General features: G+C 33.3%; 9 protein-coding genes. All 9 read right to left on the bottom strand.

Annotation, left to right across the window (positions count from 1 at the left end):
• Positions 1 to 534: 534 nt before the first annotated feature.
• On the bottom strand, positions 535 to 900 hold the full coding sequence (locus AC0INN_RS09250) for a cysteine peptidase family C39 domain-containing protein (protein ID WP_273648438.1): 366 nt from the start codon (positions 898 to 900) through the stop codon (positions 535 to 537).
• A 10-nt stretch (positions 901 to 910) separates the two neighbouring features.
• Entirely contained in the window at positions 911 to 2,155 is a 1,245-nt protein-coding gene (locus tag AC0INN_RS09255; protein ID WP_273648439.1) for a DUF6625 family protein, read from the bottom strand.
• A 36-nt stretch (positions 2,156 to 2,191) separates the two neighbouring features.
• The gene (locus AC0INN_RS09260; protein ID WP_273648440.1) at positions 2,192 to 4,126 is read right to left on the bottom strand and encodes an alpha/beta fold hydrolase; all 1,935 of its coding nucleotides are present in this window, start codon (positions 4,124 to 4,126) and stop codon (positions 2,192 to 2,194) included.
• Positions 4,127 to 4,189: 63 nt separating this feature from the next.
• The gene (locus AC0INN_RS09265) at positions 4,190 to 8,596 is read right to left on the bottom strand and encodes an amino acid adenylation domain-containing protein (protein ID WP_306612876.1); all 4,407 of its coding nucleotides are present in this window, start codon (positions 8,594 to 8,596) and stop codon (positions 4,190 to 4,192) included.
• A 12-nt stretch (positions 8,597 to 8,608) separates the two neighbouring features.
• Positions 8,609 to 10,225: a cyclic peptide export ABC transporter gene (locus AC0INN_RS09270; RefSeq protein ID WP_273648442.1), complete on the bottom strand. Its 1,617-nt coding sequence runs from the start codon at positions 10,223 to 10,225 to the stop codon at positions 8,609 to 8,611.
• On the bottom strand, positions 10,206 to 10,928 hold the full coding sequence (locus AC0INN_RS09275) for a thioesterase II family protein (protein ID WP_306612879.1): 723 nt from the start codon (positions 10,926 to 10,928) through the stop codon (positions 10,206 to 10,208). The genes AC0INN_RS09270 and AC0INN_RS09275 overlap by 20 nt, the downstream gene beginning before the upstream one ends.
• Before the next feature lie 17 nt (positions 10,929 to 10,945).
• On the bottom strand, positions 10,946 to 12,166 hold the full coding sequence (locus tag AC0INN_RS09280) for a glycosyltransferase (protein WP_306612880.1): 1,221 nt from the start codon (positions 12,164 to 12,166) through the stop codon (positions 10,946 to 10,948).
• A gap of 20 nt (positions 12,167 to 12,186) precedes the next feature.
• Positions 12,187 to 14,568, bottom strand: a complete 2,382-nt coding sequence (locus AC0INN_RS09285; RefSeq protein WP_306612882.1) for a TonB-dependent receptor domain-containing protein — start codon at positions 14,566 to 14,568, stop codon at positions 12,187 to 12,189.
• Between the two features lie 10 nt (positions 14,569 to 14,578).
• Positions 14,579 to 20,327: non-ribosomal peptide synthetase (locus tag AC0INN_RS09290; RefSeq protein ID WP_306612884.1), on the bottom strand; the 5,749-nt coding region annotated here is incomplete at its 5' end.

Here is a 20,327-nt window from a genome sequence, read left to right on the forward strand (position 1 = left end):
TAGTACATTACGATTACAAATATTCAAAATTACAGTTACGGAAAATTTAATCTTCAATAAAAATATCTGATAAAACGATTATTACATTTCCATTCCGGTTTAACTCATTCAATCGGAGTCAATTGTCGTTAAAATTATTTGATAACAATCCCGTCTATGTTTTCTTTTAAGATAGAGCTACTTGATAATTTTCTTTTTTAAAATTGAAAAGCCTTTTTACTGTTAAACGTTAAGACAATATTAAATCTATAAAAAAGCAAAAATCAGAGTAAAAAAATTTACTCTGATTTATTTAAATTGTAGACTCGCACATAAGTTTTAGATTAATTAAGTACGTTTCAAGCAGCTTGATATTTAAAATAATTTTTTAAGATCATGTACGGTCTTTTCATATCCAAGATATGGATTAAATACTTTAGATAATTTTTTATAAGTCCATAATTGTAAGGTTTACATTTTCATTGATATCAATTAATGAAAGTTTATCTTTTTCTCAATATCAGCATCAAATTTTTGAATTTATTTTTTCTCTTATCAGACAATACGTAATGCTAAACCACTATAGATTTTCTTAAATAAGTTCATACTGTTTTTTTGTTCCCCATATTGTGGAGACTTCCATGTTACATATTGATCTGTTATTTCTTTTATTACAGCAAAACAACCTCCATTTATATGTAAAAATGTAATTGCAGGCAGGGAGCTATTGATTAAATCATCAAGATTTATTTTTCCTACTTCATTTTCTATTTTAAAAGTCGATGACAAAATAGAATGTAAGGTTATAAAATCCAAATTTTCACAATCGACATTCTGAATATTTTTTTGCGGTTTATAATATTGAAAAAAGGTCTTAAAAATTTCTTGTGTTTTTGTTTTATTGTAATCTGCAGGTATCATTCTATTAGTTTTATTTATTGAGTAAATACATTGTTCCTTTTTCTGTGAATTTGAGATCTTCTATCTCAATTTTATAAGCTTTTTCATCACCTTTTAAGTAATAAAACTTAGCGAAATATTGAATATTATCAATCTTATTCCAACAGAAGTAATGATTTCCTTTTATTTGATAAAGAAAAATTTCATTGTATATATAATTATCTATACTACCAGTTGAAGTAAGCATGATAACACTTCTATCTGATTTTTTATAGAAGAACACTTCCCGATTAGCTGACTTATAGGGAGAGTCTTCTACAAAAGGAAAAGAAAATGATTTTCCGAATGTAATGGCTTTGGCCTTTGTTATTATATTTTTAATTCTTCGTTGATAAGGATTAATAAATAATTGAAAATTAAATTTTCGTTTTAAATCCCGGCCAAGAAATTGAGGCGATATATAAAATACCTCTGTTTTGTTTACCTCTTTCTTAGTGTATTTTTCTATATGGAAGGTGGGCAAACCTTTAATATTAATAAAATGAATTAATAAATAAGGCTTTTCTGTAATAAAATCGTATATGTTTCCATCTCTCCATATATGAGTATTTCTGCTGTATAAAAATTCCTGAGCCATGTCTACATGAAAATATTTGATTTTATTACTTAATTCCAACTTCCTTAATAAAAAGGCCATACTTTCTATTTCAGAATCAATATACTGTATGTCTTGAGTCTGAACGGTATTAAATTCAAAATTACATTCATCGAAACAGAAGTGACGGTCACTTTGTACTATTTTCTTAAAATCTTTACTTAACCTGAATATTTTATTTATAAAAGGAGTATTTCTATATAAGGTAAAGAATCCGGCAGGATATTTATCAACAGGAGAAATGACATCATATTGATTTAACATTTCATTAGTAATAAAAGCACGAATGTTCCCAAACATTAAATCGACATCACAATATCCCCAAAAGTCATACTTTGAAATATATTCTTGCAGTATCACCCCATACAAAGACTTGAAATCACATAATTTATAGGCATCTTTTATATTAACTGGAATTTTTAATTTTTCCGTTGCCATTTCATTAAACTTTTGTAAATCAAACTTAATGAAATGGACATTCTTTATTTTATATTGAGGAGCGATATTGGTGAAAATGTAAAAATCAATAGTTGGATTATACTCACAGCCTTTCAGGAAATAATCAAAATAGTCCGGCCATGCTTTCCCGAAAAAACAATTTATAAATGCTATTTTTTTCATAATAATTAGGATAATAATTAGAGGCTAGAAATGATATTAACTAAAGAACCCCCAGTAGTAGAAATAGGAAAGTATTAAAATAAATGAAAATAGTACTGAAATGACAATGATTTTGTATCTAAGTCGTCTGTAGGTCACAAAAAATAATATAAATGATAACCCGGATACGATCATATATACTTTTAACAAATAAAATAAATTGACAAACTTTTCGGGAATACCAAAAGCACATATAAAAAAATTAGTATTATTAGAATAAACTATTGCATAGATAAGCCCTGCCATAAGTACTATTCCTATCATACAATTAATAATTAGTATTATGTAGAAAGTTTTCATGATCAGCTTGTCTACATTTCGTCTTTTCCATATACTTACAGAAAAGAAAATAATAGCAACTAATAAAATTCCATAAGCCAGAATCAACGGAGCAACTTTCAAGATATCAAAACCACCAAATAATAACATGGCTAATTTGGTAATCCCTGAGTTAATATGAATATCTGTGATAAACCTCACTTCCGGAGAATTAATAACTCGTGTACTTCCTGAATTTAAAGGCATTTTATCATTGATGAAATTATTGATAAAATCACTTCCTTCTTTTCCAAATAAGAGAGCATGACCTTCATTTTTGAAGATGATCAGTTGGGCATTCAGTAATCCTGCCAGAGATTGTGCATTTGAAACAGGAGTAATGGGGTCAAATTCTCCTCCTATGATCATCGTTGGAATTTTAGACATCTTTCCATAGTCTAATATATTTTGCGGAACCTGTTTATTATTATTCCACTGGCTGCTCACAAGAAAGTCGGCTCTGTAAAATGATAATCCCCCTTTTAATCCGGGATAATTCGCTGCATCCTCATCATAATACTTCAATGAATTATAAGGAACCGCATCATTAAGTACCATACTATAATAGGTCCCAAAGTCCAATGCTTTAAAAACACCAGAAAATACACCTACAATTGAGCTGAGTGTTTCGGCATCTCTTTTATGAAATAAGGTAATGATAACGGGTAATACCTCTATTAATTGCTTCGTGTATAAAGCCTGGTGAATTACAATTTTAAAATCTTCGCTATTAAAAGTAAAGCTACCTTTTTCCAGAAGATCTTTAGGAACTCCTACCGTTAATGGATTTTTAGCCAGATCTTCTATTACTTCATAATAGGTCTTTTCAAGATTTGGGAATTTTTTATTTACAGCCGGGTTTTGCTTACATTTTGCAAAAAATAGGTTTAGTTCTTTCACATAATGATCGTTGATTTTATTGTAATATTCAGAGATATTATCAACCGGAGAATCCAGAATCATTTTATTGAAATCTTCAGGAAATGAGTTCGCATATACCTGCGAAATATAGGTCCCATATGAAACTCCAAGTACATTCCATTTGTCATAATGTAAAGCCTTTTTAAGCGCATGAAGATCATTGGCAATATTGATACTGCTATAGTTAGCTGGGTCAATGCCTTTTCTTATGAGTTCATTTTTACAGTTCATTGCGGCAAATGACCTGTTTTTTTCATCTGCTGTTGAAGATTCGTTTGAAGATAAAATATTAAATATTTCCGTTCCAAGTTCCGGGCATAATTTCGGTAAAGAGTTCCCGACTCCCCTTGCATCCACCAATACAATATCTGAGTAATCCCTCAATGGATGGTTCCTAAAATACCCGAATGCACCTATGCCTGATTGTCCTGGCCCCCCTTCTATATATAACAGAGGTTTCTGAATGGATTGTTTTTTCTTCTTTAAAACAACATATGCTATTTTTATTTTGCTTGACGGAGCGATCCAGTTTTCAGGAACTGAGAGGTATCCCCATTCAACCGATTGATCATCTTTGAGGTTTTCAACGTCAAAAAATGGTTTTGTTTTTGTAATTGTGTATTCCCATTTCTGAGCGAACAAAAATGAGGATAACATCATGAGTAGTAAAAAAATTACTTTCTGGGTCTTCATATAGAATTATTAATTTTTATTTTTTTATTATTTATAGAGTCACTGTATCAACATGTTCGAACTTTAAAAGTCAAAATCAATGTCTACCGGATTATTGCTGTGGAAAAAATCCTTATACCCAAGCTCAGCTTCAGATCTCAATGTTGACAGGTATTTCACAAAATCTGTGTAGGCCTGTGAAAAATCTGCAATGATATGTTCTTTATACAGACTTTTGTTATAGCTTATCTCAAGCTGAATGCCTTGCGGTTCATTAATGATATTCATGATAAGCGGGAATTTATTGTAGGTGGTATCCTGCGAAACATTTTGTAAAGAAAAGTCCGCAAAATCACTTATTGTATTATAACTTAATTCAGGATCTTGGGTTACAAAAAGGATATCAATATTATTTTTCACGAAAGAATGGTCTGAAACTTCTTCATATTTTGTGACTTTTAAAAATTCTTGAGTCACTTTATGAAGCACTTCACCTAATTCTTCTTCTCCGAATGTTACCCGTACTAAGAGACTTTTAATGAAAACACCTAAAAGCGATTGTACCTGAGGTACAGACCTTCCTGAATCTATTGTAGCAATACAGATATCTGTCTTCCCGGAAATATTACGTAAAAATATCAACAAAGATGTTAACATAAGCAGATAAGGTGTTGTTTTCATCTTTTTTGCTAAATCAGATAATCCTTGTGTTACTTCCAGATCCAGAGGAATTGTAAATATATTCCCCTGATACGAATCAGCAGTTACAGTTTCTTTTTTTACAAAAGCTTCATATGGATATCCTTTTGTATAGTTTTTCCAAAAAATGTCATTCTTTTCAAGATCTGCATTCTGGTAATACCAATTTGAATAATCCCGGAACTGAATCTCAGGCCGCAGTTCCGCTGTTTGATTTGAATGATTATTATAAAGAGATATCAATTGTTTTATAAATATTCCTGTTGATATTCCATCAAAAATAATGTGATGAACAAGGAAAATAACTTTGTACTTTCCCCTGACTTTCAAAATCATCATTTTGAGTAATAATTCTTTTTCAAGATCAAAACAATAGCCTTTATAGTCATCAATAGCTTTCCTGTATCCGGATTCGTTTGCAACCTCATTAATTTCTAATGCAAAATGAATATCTTCAGAAGAGTGGATTTTCTGAATCACAGCTTCATCCTCCAGAATAAAATTTGTTCTTACAATTTCAGAAGCAGATATTATTTGTCTGACTGCTTTTTCAAATGTTACAACATTAATGGTTCCGGCTACATCGAACTCCATCAACATATTATACGAAGGAGAAACTTCTTTTCTCTGGCAGGCCAACCAGATATTCTTTTGTGTAGGTGTTGCCAAATATAGATCCTGATCTGGTGCTTTTAAGATCAAACTGTTCCTGTCATTTTTCTTTAAAATAGTATGACATAAAGAAGATAAATCAGGATTTTCAAATACGTCCTTCATAGTCAGATGGACAGAAAACTTCTTGTTTAACACATTCACTAGTCTGGAAATCAATAAAGAATGGCCTCCCAGTTCAAAAAAATTGTCTTTATCTTCAATATCTTTCTTATAGTTTAAGATTTCCCGCCATACATCCTTTAATTCCTGCATCATTTCTGCATCTTTAATGATCTGGATTGTAGCAGGTTCTTCAGAAGGAAAGTCTTTCATTGAAAGAGATTTCCTGTCTATTTTCTGATTGGGAGTTAGGGGAAATTCCTCTATTGGAAAAATAAATTGGGGAACCATATAATAGGGGAGCTTTTCATGCAATTTCTCATATAGAGAAGAGATCTCAATTGGTGCATGAGTTTTCAAGTATGCTATCAGTTGATTTTCGCCCTCCACTTCTTTAGCCACTACAACAGAATCTTCAATATTCTCCACCGTATTCAGATGGTTTTCAATATCTCCTAACTCTATTCTATATCCTTTTACCTTAACCTGGTTATCACTTCTTCCGAAGAACAAGATTTCACCTTGTTCATTCCATTTGCCTACATCACCTGTTTTATACATTAATTCTTCCTTCCTGAAAGGATTTTTTATAAACCTTTCAAGGGACAAGTCTTCATTATTATAATATCCTTTGGCAATCCCCTTACCTCCAATATAAATATCACCAACAGTATTTACCGGAAGTAAATTTAAATCTGTATCTAAAATATAGAAAGAAGTTTCTTTAATAGGTTGACCAATATTCTGAGGCAACGTTCCGGATTCAATCTTTTTTGTTGAGGACCAGATCGTAGTTTCTGTGGGTCCATACATATTCCAAAGTTCTTTGCATGATGCAAGCAATTCCTCAATAAGATCATTATTGATCAAATCACCACCACACATTATTTTTAATTCCGAATCTGGTTCCCAGCCTACACTAAGAAGTCTTTTGAAAAAACTTGGGGTCGCCTGAATAACAGAGGGTTTCACCTCGACAATTTCCTGTATTGTAGCCACTGGATCTCTCAAGGTCTTTTCACTGGCAATGTATAGTGTGGCACCATTAATCAGAGGGGTAAAAAACTCCAGAATAGAAATATCAAAAGAATAAGTAGTTACTGAATACATTGTGTCTTGATCGTCGATTCCCGGCTTTTCACTTATACTTTCTAACAGGTTTAACAATGAAGCATGCCCAATTTCAACCCCTTTAGGGTTTCCTGTAGATCCCGATGTATAAATAATATATGCAGTATCTGTTGGAGTAACATATACTTCTTTATTGCAAAGACTTTTGTTTACAATATCTGAAACTAAAATACTCTCGATATCAGTAAGATTAAGAGAAATATTTTCTTCAGATATTAAAAGCTGCGCCTTACTATCCTGTAAAATATACTGCAATCTTTGTACAGGAAATTCAGGATCGAGAGGTATATAAGCCTTCCCCGCTTTCATTATTCCCAGCAAAACACAAATCATATAAGCCGACCGGTTCAATAAAACAGCAACCGTCTTTTCATCGTTATGATGATGGAGAAGGTAATCAGCTATCTGTGTAGAGATCTTATTAGTCTCAGTGTAGGATAAAGAAAAGTTTTCATCGGCAATTGCAACTTTATCAGGAAATTCTAAAGTCTTCTCATTGAATAGATCAAGGAATGTTTTATTGTGGTCTTGATTTTCATCTTTAGATGAGAATCTTTCATTAAATAAGAAGAGACTTTCTTTTTCTTCCTCAGACAAAAATGAAATTTTATACAGAGGTTCAGCTGCTAATGTTTCGATGTTAACGATCATATAGTGAATATGTCGTACGCACTGTTCAATATATTGGTCATCAAAATAATCGGTATTGTAATCAAAATCTATTTTAATATCCTCATTATCATCGAATTCCCTTACAAACAAGGCTAAAGCAGACCTCTCAGATTTATTGGTAAGCGGAATCACTGTAGTTTGAGTACCTTCAAAGTGATCAGCATAATTATGTTTCTCGTAAGATAGGGTAATATTAAAAAGCTTATTTTTTTCATTAAAAAGTTTCAGGTCACTTACAATTTTTCCCAACGGATATCTTTGATGCCTGTAGTCGGACATCAGTTGCTTTTTTGTACTATTGATCAGATCCAACAAATTAGCCTGATAATCCAGTCTCATCCTTAAGGGTGAAACTCCCATAAATAATCCAACTGTTTTTTTGAAGACTTTGGTGTTTCTGTTCAGCACAGGAATTCCAATAGCTAGATCATCACTCTGATTAATTCTTCCAAAATACAAGAAAAACAACCCTAAAAATCCGTGAAATGTAGAGAAATTATGCTTTTTACCCAATTCTATGAGTTTGTTATAATCTTCCCTGCGAACTATTAGTTCTTTCCTGTCGCTTTCATGAACAGCGTATTCTTTATTATCTTTCCTGTTAAAAACAACCGGAGGTAGTGTTGAATATCTTTCAGCCCAATACTGCTTATCTTTATAAAATTCATCGGAATCCTGATAAGCCAGATCGTGAGTTACAAACGTACTATATTCGTAAGGGTATTGGTCTTGAACCATATCAAATTTCAGGATGTCATTATAATTTTTAATCAATCTCTGGAACATAAGAGAGGTTCCCCATCCATCTGTGATGATGTGATGGTATACTGAGAAAAGGTAATAGTGAACATTACTGCATTTAATAAGAACAAATCGATACAGACAATCATCTTCCAACACATTGAAAGGTATTAAAAACTCCCTCTCCATAAAGTGTTCAGCGCTACTCACAGCATCAGTTTCATTTGAAAAATCGATCCATTCCAAATGTCTTGGTTCTTCTTCTTTTATATGCTTTTTTACCTCATCTTCAGATTGTCTGAAAAAACTTCGATAGGCATCGTGCTGATTGATCATCTCACGATAGGCCTTCTTAAAAGTTTCAATCTGAATTTCACCTTTAATTTCTATTTTGGCCCCTATATTATAGATCGGAGTATCGGGATACAGCAGTTGTTCAAAGAAAACATCCAGTTGGGGAAGTGTCAGTTTCATAAACCTATGGTATTAAAAGTAAGCATTTTGAAAATTTGCAGGAATATCTTCTTTCACGATTTTACCGTAATCAAATTTCAAAAGCTTATCACAGTAATGGAAATATCTATCGTCATGAGTAACAGCAATGATGGTTTTACCTTGTGATTTCAATTTGGGAATCAATTCTTCATAGAAATATTTTCTGAAATACGGATCCTGATCTGCCGCCCACTCGTCCAGTACTACGATCGGTTTGTCTTCCAATAAAGCAAATATCAACGCCATCCTTTTGCTTTGACCTTTTGAAAAACTTCTTCTGGCAGATTCTTCTGAATCGTCTTTTACGATATTTTCAAGTTTAAATGTTTCAAGTAATATTTTATATTTTGGATTATTTTCCAGTATATAATCATCATAATTTTGTGAAAAGAGGTGATTGCTGGTAAATACAGCAGAAATAAGATTCTGGATTTCCTTCTCTGAATTTATTTTTTCACCGTCAAAAAAAATATCCCCCTGGTCAGGAACATACAAACCTGAAAGAATATTGATAAAAGTACTTTTACCGCTTCCGTTTCCTCCTACAATAAAGATAACTTCTCCTTTGTTAATTTCAAGGTTGATAGGCCCTAACTCAAAATTAGCATCTGCATTATCATTTTTATAGTTAAAATGAATATTCCTAAAATTTAATTTTGAAAAGTCGGCAGCCAGTTCTTTATTATGTACATTAACAATCTTTTCATTTTTAAAATCCTCATAAAATGTTTCAAGACGTTTGTTCGCTACAAACAGTCTGGTGACCACATCCTGAAGATTGATCAGGTTATTAATAGGACCAGCAATAAATAATAAAACCAGTACATATGGAATTACAAATTCTCTTTTCAGCCATCCTAATTCAGGTAATATAAAAAGAATAATACCCATTATAATGTACATCCCATACTGACTGATAAGCCCTATTGATAAAAAGGAAAAACTAATTTTAAAATCCAACGCATAGGATGCAGTCCTGTTTTCATATACATAGTTTTCAAGCAGTTTCTTTCTTCTTTTATCACTGATCATTAATTCTTTAAAACCACTGATCACGTCCTGTACATACCCGAAATAATGCTCATTATATTTTTTCACCTTTTCTATCGACTTTGATAAGGAATTCATTACTAAATAATAGATTCCAGCAATTATCAAAATCGCAACAAGAATAATTACCGCAGATACCGGAGATAATTTGACGAGATAGAAAAGGCATAATATTACCATCAGTAAAGAGGAGAATGCTGCAGTTACCACAGCCGGCAGTGAATAAAATGTTCTTGTATCTTCCACAGCTGTATAAAACCTCTGAGTTCCTAATTTCTCGATTTTTATCAATGGTGTATCCAGTATTTTCTGGAATAATTTCTTTTCTAATTGGGAAAGCAATTCAAAGGTTATTTTATTGAGCTCTCTCTGAAAAAAGATACTTAATAAATAAGCATAGACAACAAAAGCAAAAAAGGTTATATAAATATAGCTGCTTGCCGAAAGCTGATTAGACAGTGTATTGTTTATTATATAAATAATAGCAAAACTCAGTAAACTGCTTATAACCGCATATACAGATATTAAGATGATGTGTTTAGATTTTATTTTTAACATAATTTGATTCTTTTAATTTAAAACAATGGTTAATGAGTTTTCCTATTTCTGGTCCGTTATCATGAATAAAAAAGTGATTTCCAGGCAATATTGAATGATGAAATTGAGACTCTGTAAATCCTCTCCAATTTTCAATTTTTGTATTGAGTGATTCTTCGCTGCCCATCATCGCATAAATGGGTGTTTTAATGACGACATCATTTTCAAAACCCTGTTCTTTTTCTATGCATTCGAAATCAGCCCTCATGATTTTAGCGAAAAAAGAAAATGCATCGTGGTTTTCAAGGATTTCGATTGGAATTCCACCCATCTCTGATATTCTTTTTTTGAAAGTATCATCATCTAAATTGTATCTGATAGGAATTTTATGATTTTTTAAAGGCCCCGGATTTCCTAATACCATTAAAAACTCCGGGAAATCATGATCTTCTTCAAGCATCCGGGTAACAGAAAGGCCAAGCAAGGCTCCCATACTATGTCCTAATACGATAAAAGGAGAACCATTCCTCTTTTTTTTTATCTGCAGAAAAAGGTCATCAATTGCTTCTTTTTTTCCGGTTATTAAACTTTCTCTAAATCTTTCTCCTCTACCCGGCAGTTCTATAGGAATAAATTCGATGTCGGAGGTTATTGTTTTTTGTAAAAAATTGTAAGAATATTTATTTCCGCCTGCAAAATGTAGCAAAAAAAGCTGTTTATTCATTATTTAGGGGTTGGTGTTTAGGGGTTAAACTTTGTCCATGCATCATCTTGCGATGCTTTTTCAAAACTGGATTTCATTTTAGATAAACTATCTTTTATAATGGTATCATTCTGAAGCTTGTTGATTGCTGAAATGATTCCTGAATTATTTATCGAATGAGTTTCTATTTTTATTCCTAATTGGTGGGCAGCTATCCTATCTGCATTTTCAAACTGGTCAAGCCCTAATGGAATAACAGCCATCGGAATTTCATGCATGATGCATTCTTTAACCCCCCCCATTCCGCCATGTATGATGGCAAGGTCTGAATGTTGAAGCATGGCCACCTGAGGAAGCCAATGGTGAATTCTTATGCTATCTGAAGCCTGAGATTTATAGTTATCAAATAAGTTTCCGACCGATATATTAAGGATATAATCTTCCATAGATTCCTGTCGAAAACTATCGATAAGTGTTTGCGTAATGTATTGTGCTTTTTCGTTATCAATTTGTTCGGCCCATGAACCTAATGAACAATAAACCAACTTTTTTCCAGATTTCTTCTGTTTAGAAATCTCATTTTCAAGATTATCCATATCATAATGTAAATGAAATATATTCTGCTCAGGGATACAAGGTCCTACATACATATCATTTCCATTAACCACTGCATTTTCTATTAAGAATTCTTTTGAGGCAGGTACTACATTATAGAAGTTTTCAAAAACACATAAAACATCGTTCAGAGAATTCATTGCATATCCTTTATCGATAAGGTAATTAATCAGAAGATTAGTAGATTCCAGGTTGGCATCATCCATAAGCATATTGATGCTCCATTCTTTTACCTTTTCTGTAAATGATGTTTTACTGAAATCGTTATCAACAGGAAAGTGGCAATATACCAGGAATGTTTTTATCTTATATTTCAAATAGAAAGTGGCTGCTTCTATTGGATTATAGGCTGTAAAAAGAATAGCTGACGGATTAAAATCCTGCATCAGCTCATCAAGACCACCATCGATAATTGTACGAATAACATCCGCATTGATTTTACCAGACTCATATTTGCTGCCTTTCGGATAATAATCCCCAAAAATAGATGTGTATGGAAATGATGTCCCGGATATTATTTCTGTCACATCAGGTACACCGATATAATGAACATGGGCCCCCATCTGATGAAGTTTTTCACTGATTCCCAGCGTAGGAATTATATTTCCTCTAAATGCATCCGTATAAACCAATATTTTTTTCATAAGGTTATTGTTTTTTATGGTTATCTGCTTCTCTCTCTTTCACTTTCATTTCCAAGTGCTCTTTCTCCTTTGGAAATTTTATCATTTCCAAAACTATAGTTGATGGAAAATCTAAAGAATCTATTATTGGCGAACGATTTATAAGTCTGTGCGATCCCGTTAATTTCCGACAGCATGGTCCGTGGACTGGAATTAAATATATCGTACGCTGCAATGCTTAGATTTAATCCTTTATAGGGCGTCTTGTAAGAAAGAGCCATATCTAATGAATTGGCATCAGAGTAATGAAACAAATTTTGATTAGATGATGATCCGTACCAGTAATTGATATCCAGGGTCAAGGTTTTTGATTGATTAAGAGTCAATGAATTATTAAGGGCTCCAAAAAACTCAAATCCGTTCCTCAAAACTAGATTAATATCCTGGGTCTTTTTTGACTGGGAATAATTCAGGAAAAGAGTAACATAACTTTTCCACCATGCAAGGGCATTAAATTCATACGTTTCCGATAAAGAATAGCCATAACTTTTAAAATAATTATCAAAGGTTACGATCTGCTCTTTAGTTTCATCATTCATTTTAAAGAACACATTATATGCATTTGAATTTACATTAAAAGCCAATTTGGAAGTCAGGCTCTTATAAGTATGGGAAAGTTCAATATTATCTACATAAGATGGCTTCAGATATGGATTACCCATAGAAGAAATCTGGCTGTTGATATAGGATCTTGCCGGGTTTAGCTGCCCATAAGATGGTCTTTGTATCCTTCTGGAATAGTTTAATAATAAGCTATTATTTTCATTAATTGTATTTTTGATAAATACTGACGGAAATAATTTCAAATACTTATTATAATCAGTCTGATCTAAGATGACAGAATGTCCTTTGGTCTGTGTATATTCTGTTCTCAATCCTATTTGTCCCTCCCATTTATCAGAAAACTTCTTTGTTGCATTAAAATAGAGAGCCTGAATCGCTTCATCATATTTGAACTGATCTGATTGAGTTAGAGTATTATTGGAAGTAAGATCATAATTATTGAGTAAATAATTGGTTCCTGTAAATCCTACTTTACCTCCATAGTTAAGATTCATGAATTTTCCGGGATGTTCAATATCAAATTTTAAACTATAATTATTAATATCCTGGTTTGAAATCCCTCTATTAAAGAAATTAATTCCCTCAAAACTGTAATCCGGATTATATTGATTGGAAAGGATGGTATTATTCCTATCTGTTACATAGCTAAGATAATCCAAGTCTATATTTAACTTTTTTCCCAGGGTATCTAACTTCTGTTCCAAATGAAGGTTCAATGAGTGATTATTATTTTTATCACGGATATGTCCATCTCCTTTCAGAAAATAAAGAGGCACGTTTGCTTTGTTAACTACAGCTGTATTTACATTATCGTCAACGTAATTGTTGTATACTCCTCCCAGATACTGTAATCCAATCTTTGTTTTGGGCATTATGTCATAATCTATCAAAAACCTCCCGGAGAACTGATTATAATTCCACTTTTGCTCTGTCGTTAAGAAATAGGGATCCGAAAAGAAAATATCCGACATCTGTTTTGTAAAGGTATCACCGTAGCTATATCCCGTGTTGAGTAAAAAACTGAGTTTATTCTTCTGATAGGTAAAATTGTTATTTACCGTCTGTAAGATATATTTTGTTTTTGCAACATCAGTTGTCAAAGTAGTATTGTTATTCCATGAATTCTTTTTGGTCTTTTTAAGAACAAGATTCACAATTCCACTGTTTCCTTCGGCTTCATACCTGGCTGATGGGTTACTAATGACTTCTACAGATTTAATGTTTTCGCTTGGTATAGATTTTAAAAAGTTTTTCAAATCATCTCCGCTTAAATTGATCATTCTCCCGTCAATCATTACTTTAACAGCGTCCCTTCCAAGCATTGATATCTGATCATTTTTCAAAACAAGCCCCGGTACAGATTTCATCGTCTCGAAAATATTCCCCTTGTTCGCAAGAGCATTGTTTTCAACATTAAACACGGTCCTGTCCAGTTTATGGGTGATCATTTTGGGTGAAGAAGTCAGTTTAACCTCTTCTATTAATTTAGATACGGTTACCAACTCTATGTCAGCCAATTTAGTATCCGAATTAATGATTATTTCTTTTTCAAAAGAGGTATACTCGGAGTTTTTAACGGTCAGTATGTATTTACCTTTTATGAGCTCTATACTAAAGTTTCCTCCATCATTTGTCATTACTTTCCTGTTATTATTTGAAGGAGTAGTTTTAAAAAGAAGTTCTGCATTTTTTACAGGTTCTTTTTCTTTGTTTAATACCCTTCCTTCTATTTTATATTGCGAATAAAGTAGAACAGGAAATAGTAAAATTAAAAGATGTAGTAGTTTAACGTTTTTCATAAATATGTAATTACTGCGTTTTTAAAAAGTCTGTGAATTCTTTAATATACTTTGGAAAATCAATACTGGCAGTAGATGCGGGTTGTGATAATTGAATTAAGACTCCATTAGAATATTCAAAGGCTTTCAGATTAATTCCGTCAAATTCTGTCATTTCTTCCATGTATTCATTAAAATAATCATATTCTTTTTCTTCATTCTGGCTTAAATAGCTATAAAATCCAAAAATATTTTTTTCGATATCTTTACTTTCCATGGATTCTATATCCTGTCTAATGACTTGATATGGAATTTTTTGCACTGATCTGCACTCAATCATTCTTACATAGTTCTTCATCATTTCCTCAATTGAATAATTTTCAGAATCAGCATGTGAAACCATAACAAGATTAGTTAATACCCCCATCATATTACCATACTCCGAACTTTCTCTATTACTGCTTAGCATTCCGAATAAATTTTTGTTTGGACTTTTATAATCGGTCATAATTCTGGAAAATACCGACAGGCATAGAGCATTCATAGGAACAGACGCTTTTTTAGATACTACCCTAAGATGTACGAAATCTTCATTTTTAATAAAAGCTTCCTTGATCATAAAATTCTGGAAGAAAACATGGTCACTACCGGAATCTTTATTTTCATACAAAGGAGTTGTCAATAAGGAATTAACCTGATTATTTCTAAGTTCAATCCCGTCATCGGATTTTAAAAATTTCTCCTGGGAATCAATAAAGGTAAAATGGTGAGGTTGCATACTAATTTCTTTACCAGAATTAAAGTAAGCCTCCAATTCATGTTTTAAATAATTAGATGAATAATTATCCAATAAGGAGTGGTGTATTCCGAAAAATAACGAAGCTTGTGGAGTACCGGAAGTTTCGGTTTTAACAACAAAAACTCTTATCAGTTCGCCCTCAAATAAGTCGTACGGCTGGAATATAAACTCTTTTCCAATAGCTTTAATATCCTCTTCTGACCTCACCTGTAAGCTTTCAATATGTATTTTTATAGCTACTTCTGTTTCGGAGATATATCGTTGTAAAACCTGGAGCTGATCCTGCTCATATTTCGTCATCAAAGAAGGAAATCTGGAAAAGCACTTTCTAAGGGTATGTTCAAAATTATTTTCATCAAATCTTTGTATGTCTATATTAAAGTTTACTGATGAATATTTATTCCTGAACAGATGATATTGGTTAGGAGACAACGTCATTGTATCTCCATATTGCCATTCATTGCTGCTTTCATTTTCATTTTCTTCCAGAATCTTTATCATATTTTTCTTATACAATTGAGATAGTTTTTCGATTGTAGATTCATGAAATATGTTTTTTGAATAAAGGATATTTACAGATAGCACTCCGGAAACTATGATCCCTGAAACATCCAGTAAAATAGAAGTTTTCAAATTGTCAGCAGAAACCGCTGTACCTATGCTTTCTGATGAGAAATCAAGCCTCATTTTTTTGTTGTTAACACCTCCTGCATCATCAAAACTTCCCATAAAATTAAAGCATATGCTCGGATCCGATGAGGATTTAATTTTTTCATTCAGGTAGTGAAGAACTCCATATCCAATCCCTTTTTTGGGAATGTTATTTAAGCCTTCTTTTACACTTAATATAAAAGGTTTGGTTTGATCACCAATATCTAATGAAAAAGGATAAACACTTGTAAACCAACCTACTGTCCTGCTTACATCTACATCAGCAGAAATGTTCTCTCTACCATGTCCTTCCATCAGCACCTTAGTTTTGCTTATCCCAAAATGTTCCTGCAGAGACATAGCCATTGCTGTTAACAGAATATCTTTAACTTCAGCATTATATTTCTTGCCTGCATTGGTTTGTAATAAATGAGTCTGCTCTTGATCAAAAGAGAATCCCATACTACTATCAGAAACCTGATTTTCTGCTAAAGGATAATCTGTAGGAATCATTTGATAATCTACGGATTCTATGCTCTCCCAGTAAGCACGTTCTTTTCCTAGAGAAGAGCTGGTACTATATTCCTCCAACACTTTACTCCATTTTTGGAAGGAATGTGTTTTAGCTGGAAGGATATATACATTTCCTAATATAGCCGAATCATACAGATTGTTAAGATCTTCCAACAGAATACGCCAGGATATTCCATCCGCAACCAGGTGGTGAAGGATTAACAGAATTCTGTCGCCGTCACTCATAGACACATGTCCTACATGGAACAAAATCCCCGAAGTGATGTCTATTGAAGTCTGAAGTGTTATTCCAATATCTTCTAAACGTTCAAGTTCTTCTGTTTCTGATGTGCTTGAAGTGATATCAAAATACTCATATCGATAATGCTTACCGGATATATCGGAATTGAATTGTCTCCAACTACCTTCCTCATTAGTATACATCATCCTCATCGCATCATGATGATTGACCAGCTGCTCTATACAATTCTCTAAAATTGAACCTGAGAGTCTTTCAGTGCTTTTTAATACAACGGATTGATTAAAATGATTTTTATTAACAATCTTTTCATCCTCAAAAAAACTACGCTGAATAGGTGTCAGGCTGATCTCTCCACTTACGACAGATTGTTCTATTGCTGAGACTTCGCTTGTAATATGCTTAGTCATTTCTTCCAAAACAGGATACTGTAAAATATGCTCTACTTTCAGGGTATATCCTTTTTGTCTTAATTTTGATACAATCTGAATAGATTTGATGGATTCTCCTCCAAGATTATAATAATTATCCTTCATACTGATAGGACTGTGTTTCAGAATCTGTTCACAAACTTCTACCAAAGCAGATTGCGCTGGTGTAACAGGAGCAACATATTCATTCTTTATAAGGTCGGTAGAAGAAACATCAGGCAGTTTTTTACGGTCAATTTTCCCATTGCTGGTTAAAGGAATATCTTCCAGCTCAACATAAAAGCTCGGCACCATATACTGTGGTAATTTTTCCTCCAGATATTTGGTTAATTCGTCTTTGTCAATCTCAGTATCTGCTACATAATATACCACAATGCTTTTATCACCTTCATGCTCTTTCACATCTGTAACGGCAGTCTTAATGGCATGGCTGTAAGAAATTACCTGGCTGTCGATCTCTCCCAACTCAATACGATGTCCGCGAACCTTTACCTGGCGGTCGATCCTGCCAGAATATTCAATAGTCCCGTCAGGAAGCCATCTTCCCGTATCCCCGCTACGATACATTTTAGTACCCGGTATAAATGGGTTTTCTATAAACTTCTCAGAGGTAAGTTCAGGATTATTAACATATCCCTTTGCCAAACCTGCTCCTGAGATATAAATTTCTCCTGTTACCCCCACAGCCACCAAGTCTTTATCGGAATCCAGAATATAAATTTGCGTATTTGCTATGGGCTTACCAATGGGTATGATTGATAATGCCAAATCACTTCCTTTTTCTATTTTATGCACAGTAGCACAAATACTTGTCTCAGTAGGCCCGTAAGCATTGTAAAAAGTACCATGCTGAAGAAATTCTTTTGTCTTCCCGATAACTGCCGATTCTCCAGCTGTAATTACTGCTTTCAGGTTTTGAAGCTTCTCTACATTGAGTAAGTTGAAGAATGCAGGAGGCAGCGTTACTATATCAATAGAATGCTTCTCTACATATTCTTCAAAGGCAAAGGAATCTTTTCTAACTACATCGCTAAGAATATGAAGGGACTTTCCACAAAGTAAGGTCATAAAAATCTCGAAAATAGATGCATCAAAAGAAAAAGAGGCAAACTGCGCTACATTGTGGTAAGCAGAGACTCCAAAGAATTCCTTTTGAAACTGTGTCATATTGAGTATACCTCCATGGGTATTCATCACACCTTTTGGTTCCCCAGTAGAGCCTGATGTATAAATGATATAGGCAATATCATCCTTTTCTAAAACTTCAGAATTAAATTCTGAATTAATTTCTCCTGTCAATTCTAAATCTATTGAAAAAGATCCACCGGAATAAAAATCAAGATCAAAGAAGTAGTAAGATTCAGTGATCAGTAAAGTCAAACCGGAGGTCATCACTTCTTTTCTGGATTCAGGAAGGTTGGCATCAATCGGCACATACACTGCACCCAGTTTTAATATTCCCAGGATAGAAATGACCTGATTTTCCCCACGGTTAAGCATCACACCTACATGGTCGCCTTTTTTTATTCCATGGGTATTCTGCAATTCCCAGGCAAGGCTAGACGCCCTATCATTTAACTCGGCATAACTTAATTTCAGATCCTCATAAATAATTGCAGTATGATCAGGAGTCTGCTTTACCTGATCCTCAAATAAACTAACGATACTTTGATTCTCAGGATAAAAAGAAGTGGTATTGTTGAAATCTTCTAATAAAAGTTTTTTCTCATTCTCGCCTAAATAACCAGCTTCTAAAATTTTTCTTTCGCCATCAATGAATATATTTTTTAACAAATTAGTAAAATGCATTCCGATGTTATCCATTAATACTCTGTTGAAGACAGAAGCATCATATTTAATATCAAGCATTACCGAGTCTTCTGATGGGAATACAGTAATCAAAAAGTAATAATTGGTTTCATCAACTACTTCTACGTTTTTGATCTCTTCAATTGATGAGCTGCTTTCATTATCCACATAGTTGTCCATGATAGAGTCCTGAACAGGGTAATTTTCAAAAACAATGATATTGTTAATCATGTTATTTCCTAACCCCGAAATTGTCTGGATATCTGAAAGTTTAGAATAATGATAAGGACTGCTTTGAATGGACTTGGTATGTAAATCAAGGAAAAATTCTTTAACTGTATCTTCCTTTTTATATTTTACTCTGATCGGAATGGTATTGATAAATAGTCCTACAATATTTTCAACATCTTCCAGTGCAGGAGGGCGGCCAGACACTACTGCTCCAAATACAGCATCTTCTGATCCGTTATATCTGGAAAGCAGATATCCCCAGACTCCCTGAATATACGTGTTGATCGTAATTCCAATATTCTTGCATAATTTTTCAATTCCTTTGAAAGAATCTCCTTCAATTTTAATCTTATTGCTTACAATTATCTTAGGTTCGTTGGCAGAAGCACGGTCTCGTTCAAACGGAATTACTGCTGGCACGTTAACACCGCTAAGATAGGATTCCCAATATTTCATTGTTTCCTGGTCATCTACTTCTCTTAACCACTCAATATAAGACGAATATTTCTTGGTTTCCGGCAGATTTATTTCTGTTCCGTGTTCCAAAGAACTTAAAATTGCGGAAAAATCATTGATCAGAATACTGAGGCACCAGCCGTCCATAATGATATGATGGTGACTCCAGATGAATTCATAATAGCCATCCGGTAACTCCACAATAACCAAACGCATTTGTGTAGGTTCACTTAAAACAAAGCCTCGGTTTACATCCCCTTGCTTTATATTGTCCAGTTCAAGTTCCGATTCTAATATCAAATGTTTGAAGTCTACATGAGCTTTTTTATGAACAATCTGTAAAGGCACTTCTCCATAACGGTTTTCAAAGGAAGTACGAAGAATGGAATGACGGTTGAGCAACATTCCAAATGCTTTTTCTACCAGAGATAAGTTCAGTTCAGATGATTTAATACGATAGGAGGTCTGCATATAGTAAATTGAGCCGTGAGGGTCTACCAGCCAATGGTAATACAAGCCCTGCTGCATCGGGGAAAGCTCATAAATATCTTCTATATCATTCCCTTTACTGATCTCCTCAATGGTGCTGAATGATAATCCTTTGTAAGTAAGGTCTGATGGAGTTAGAATC

The organism is Chryseobacterium subflavum (assembly GCF_055762745.1).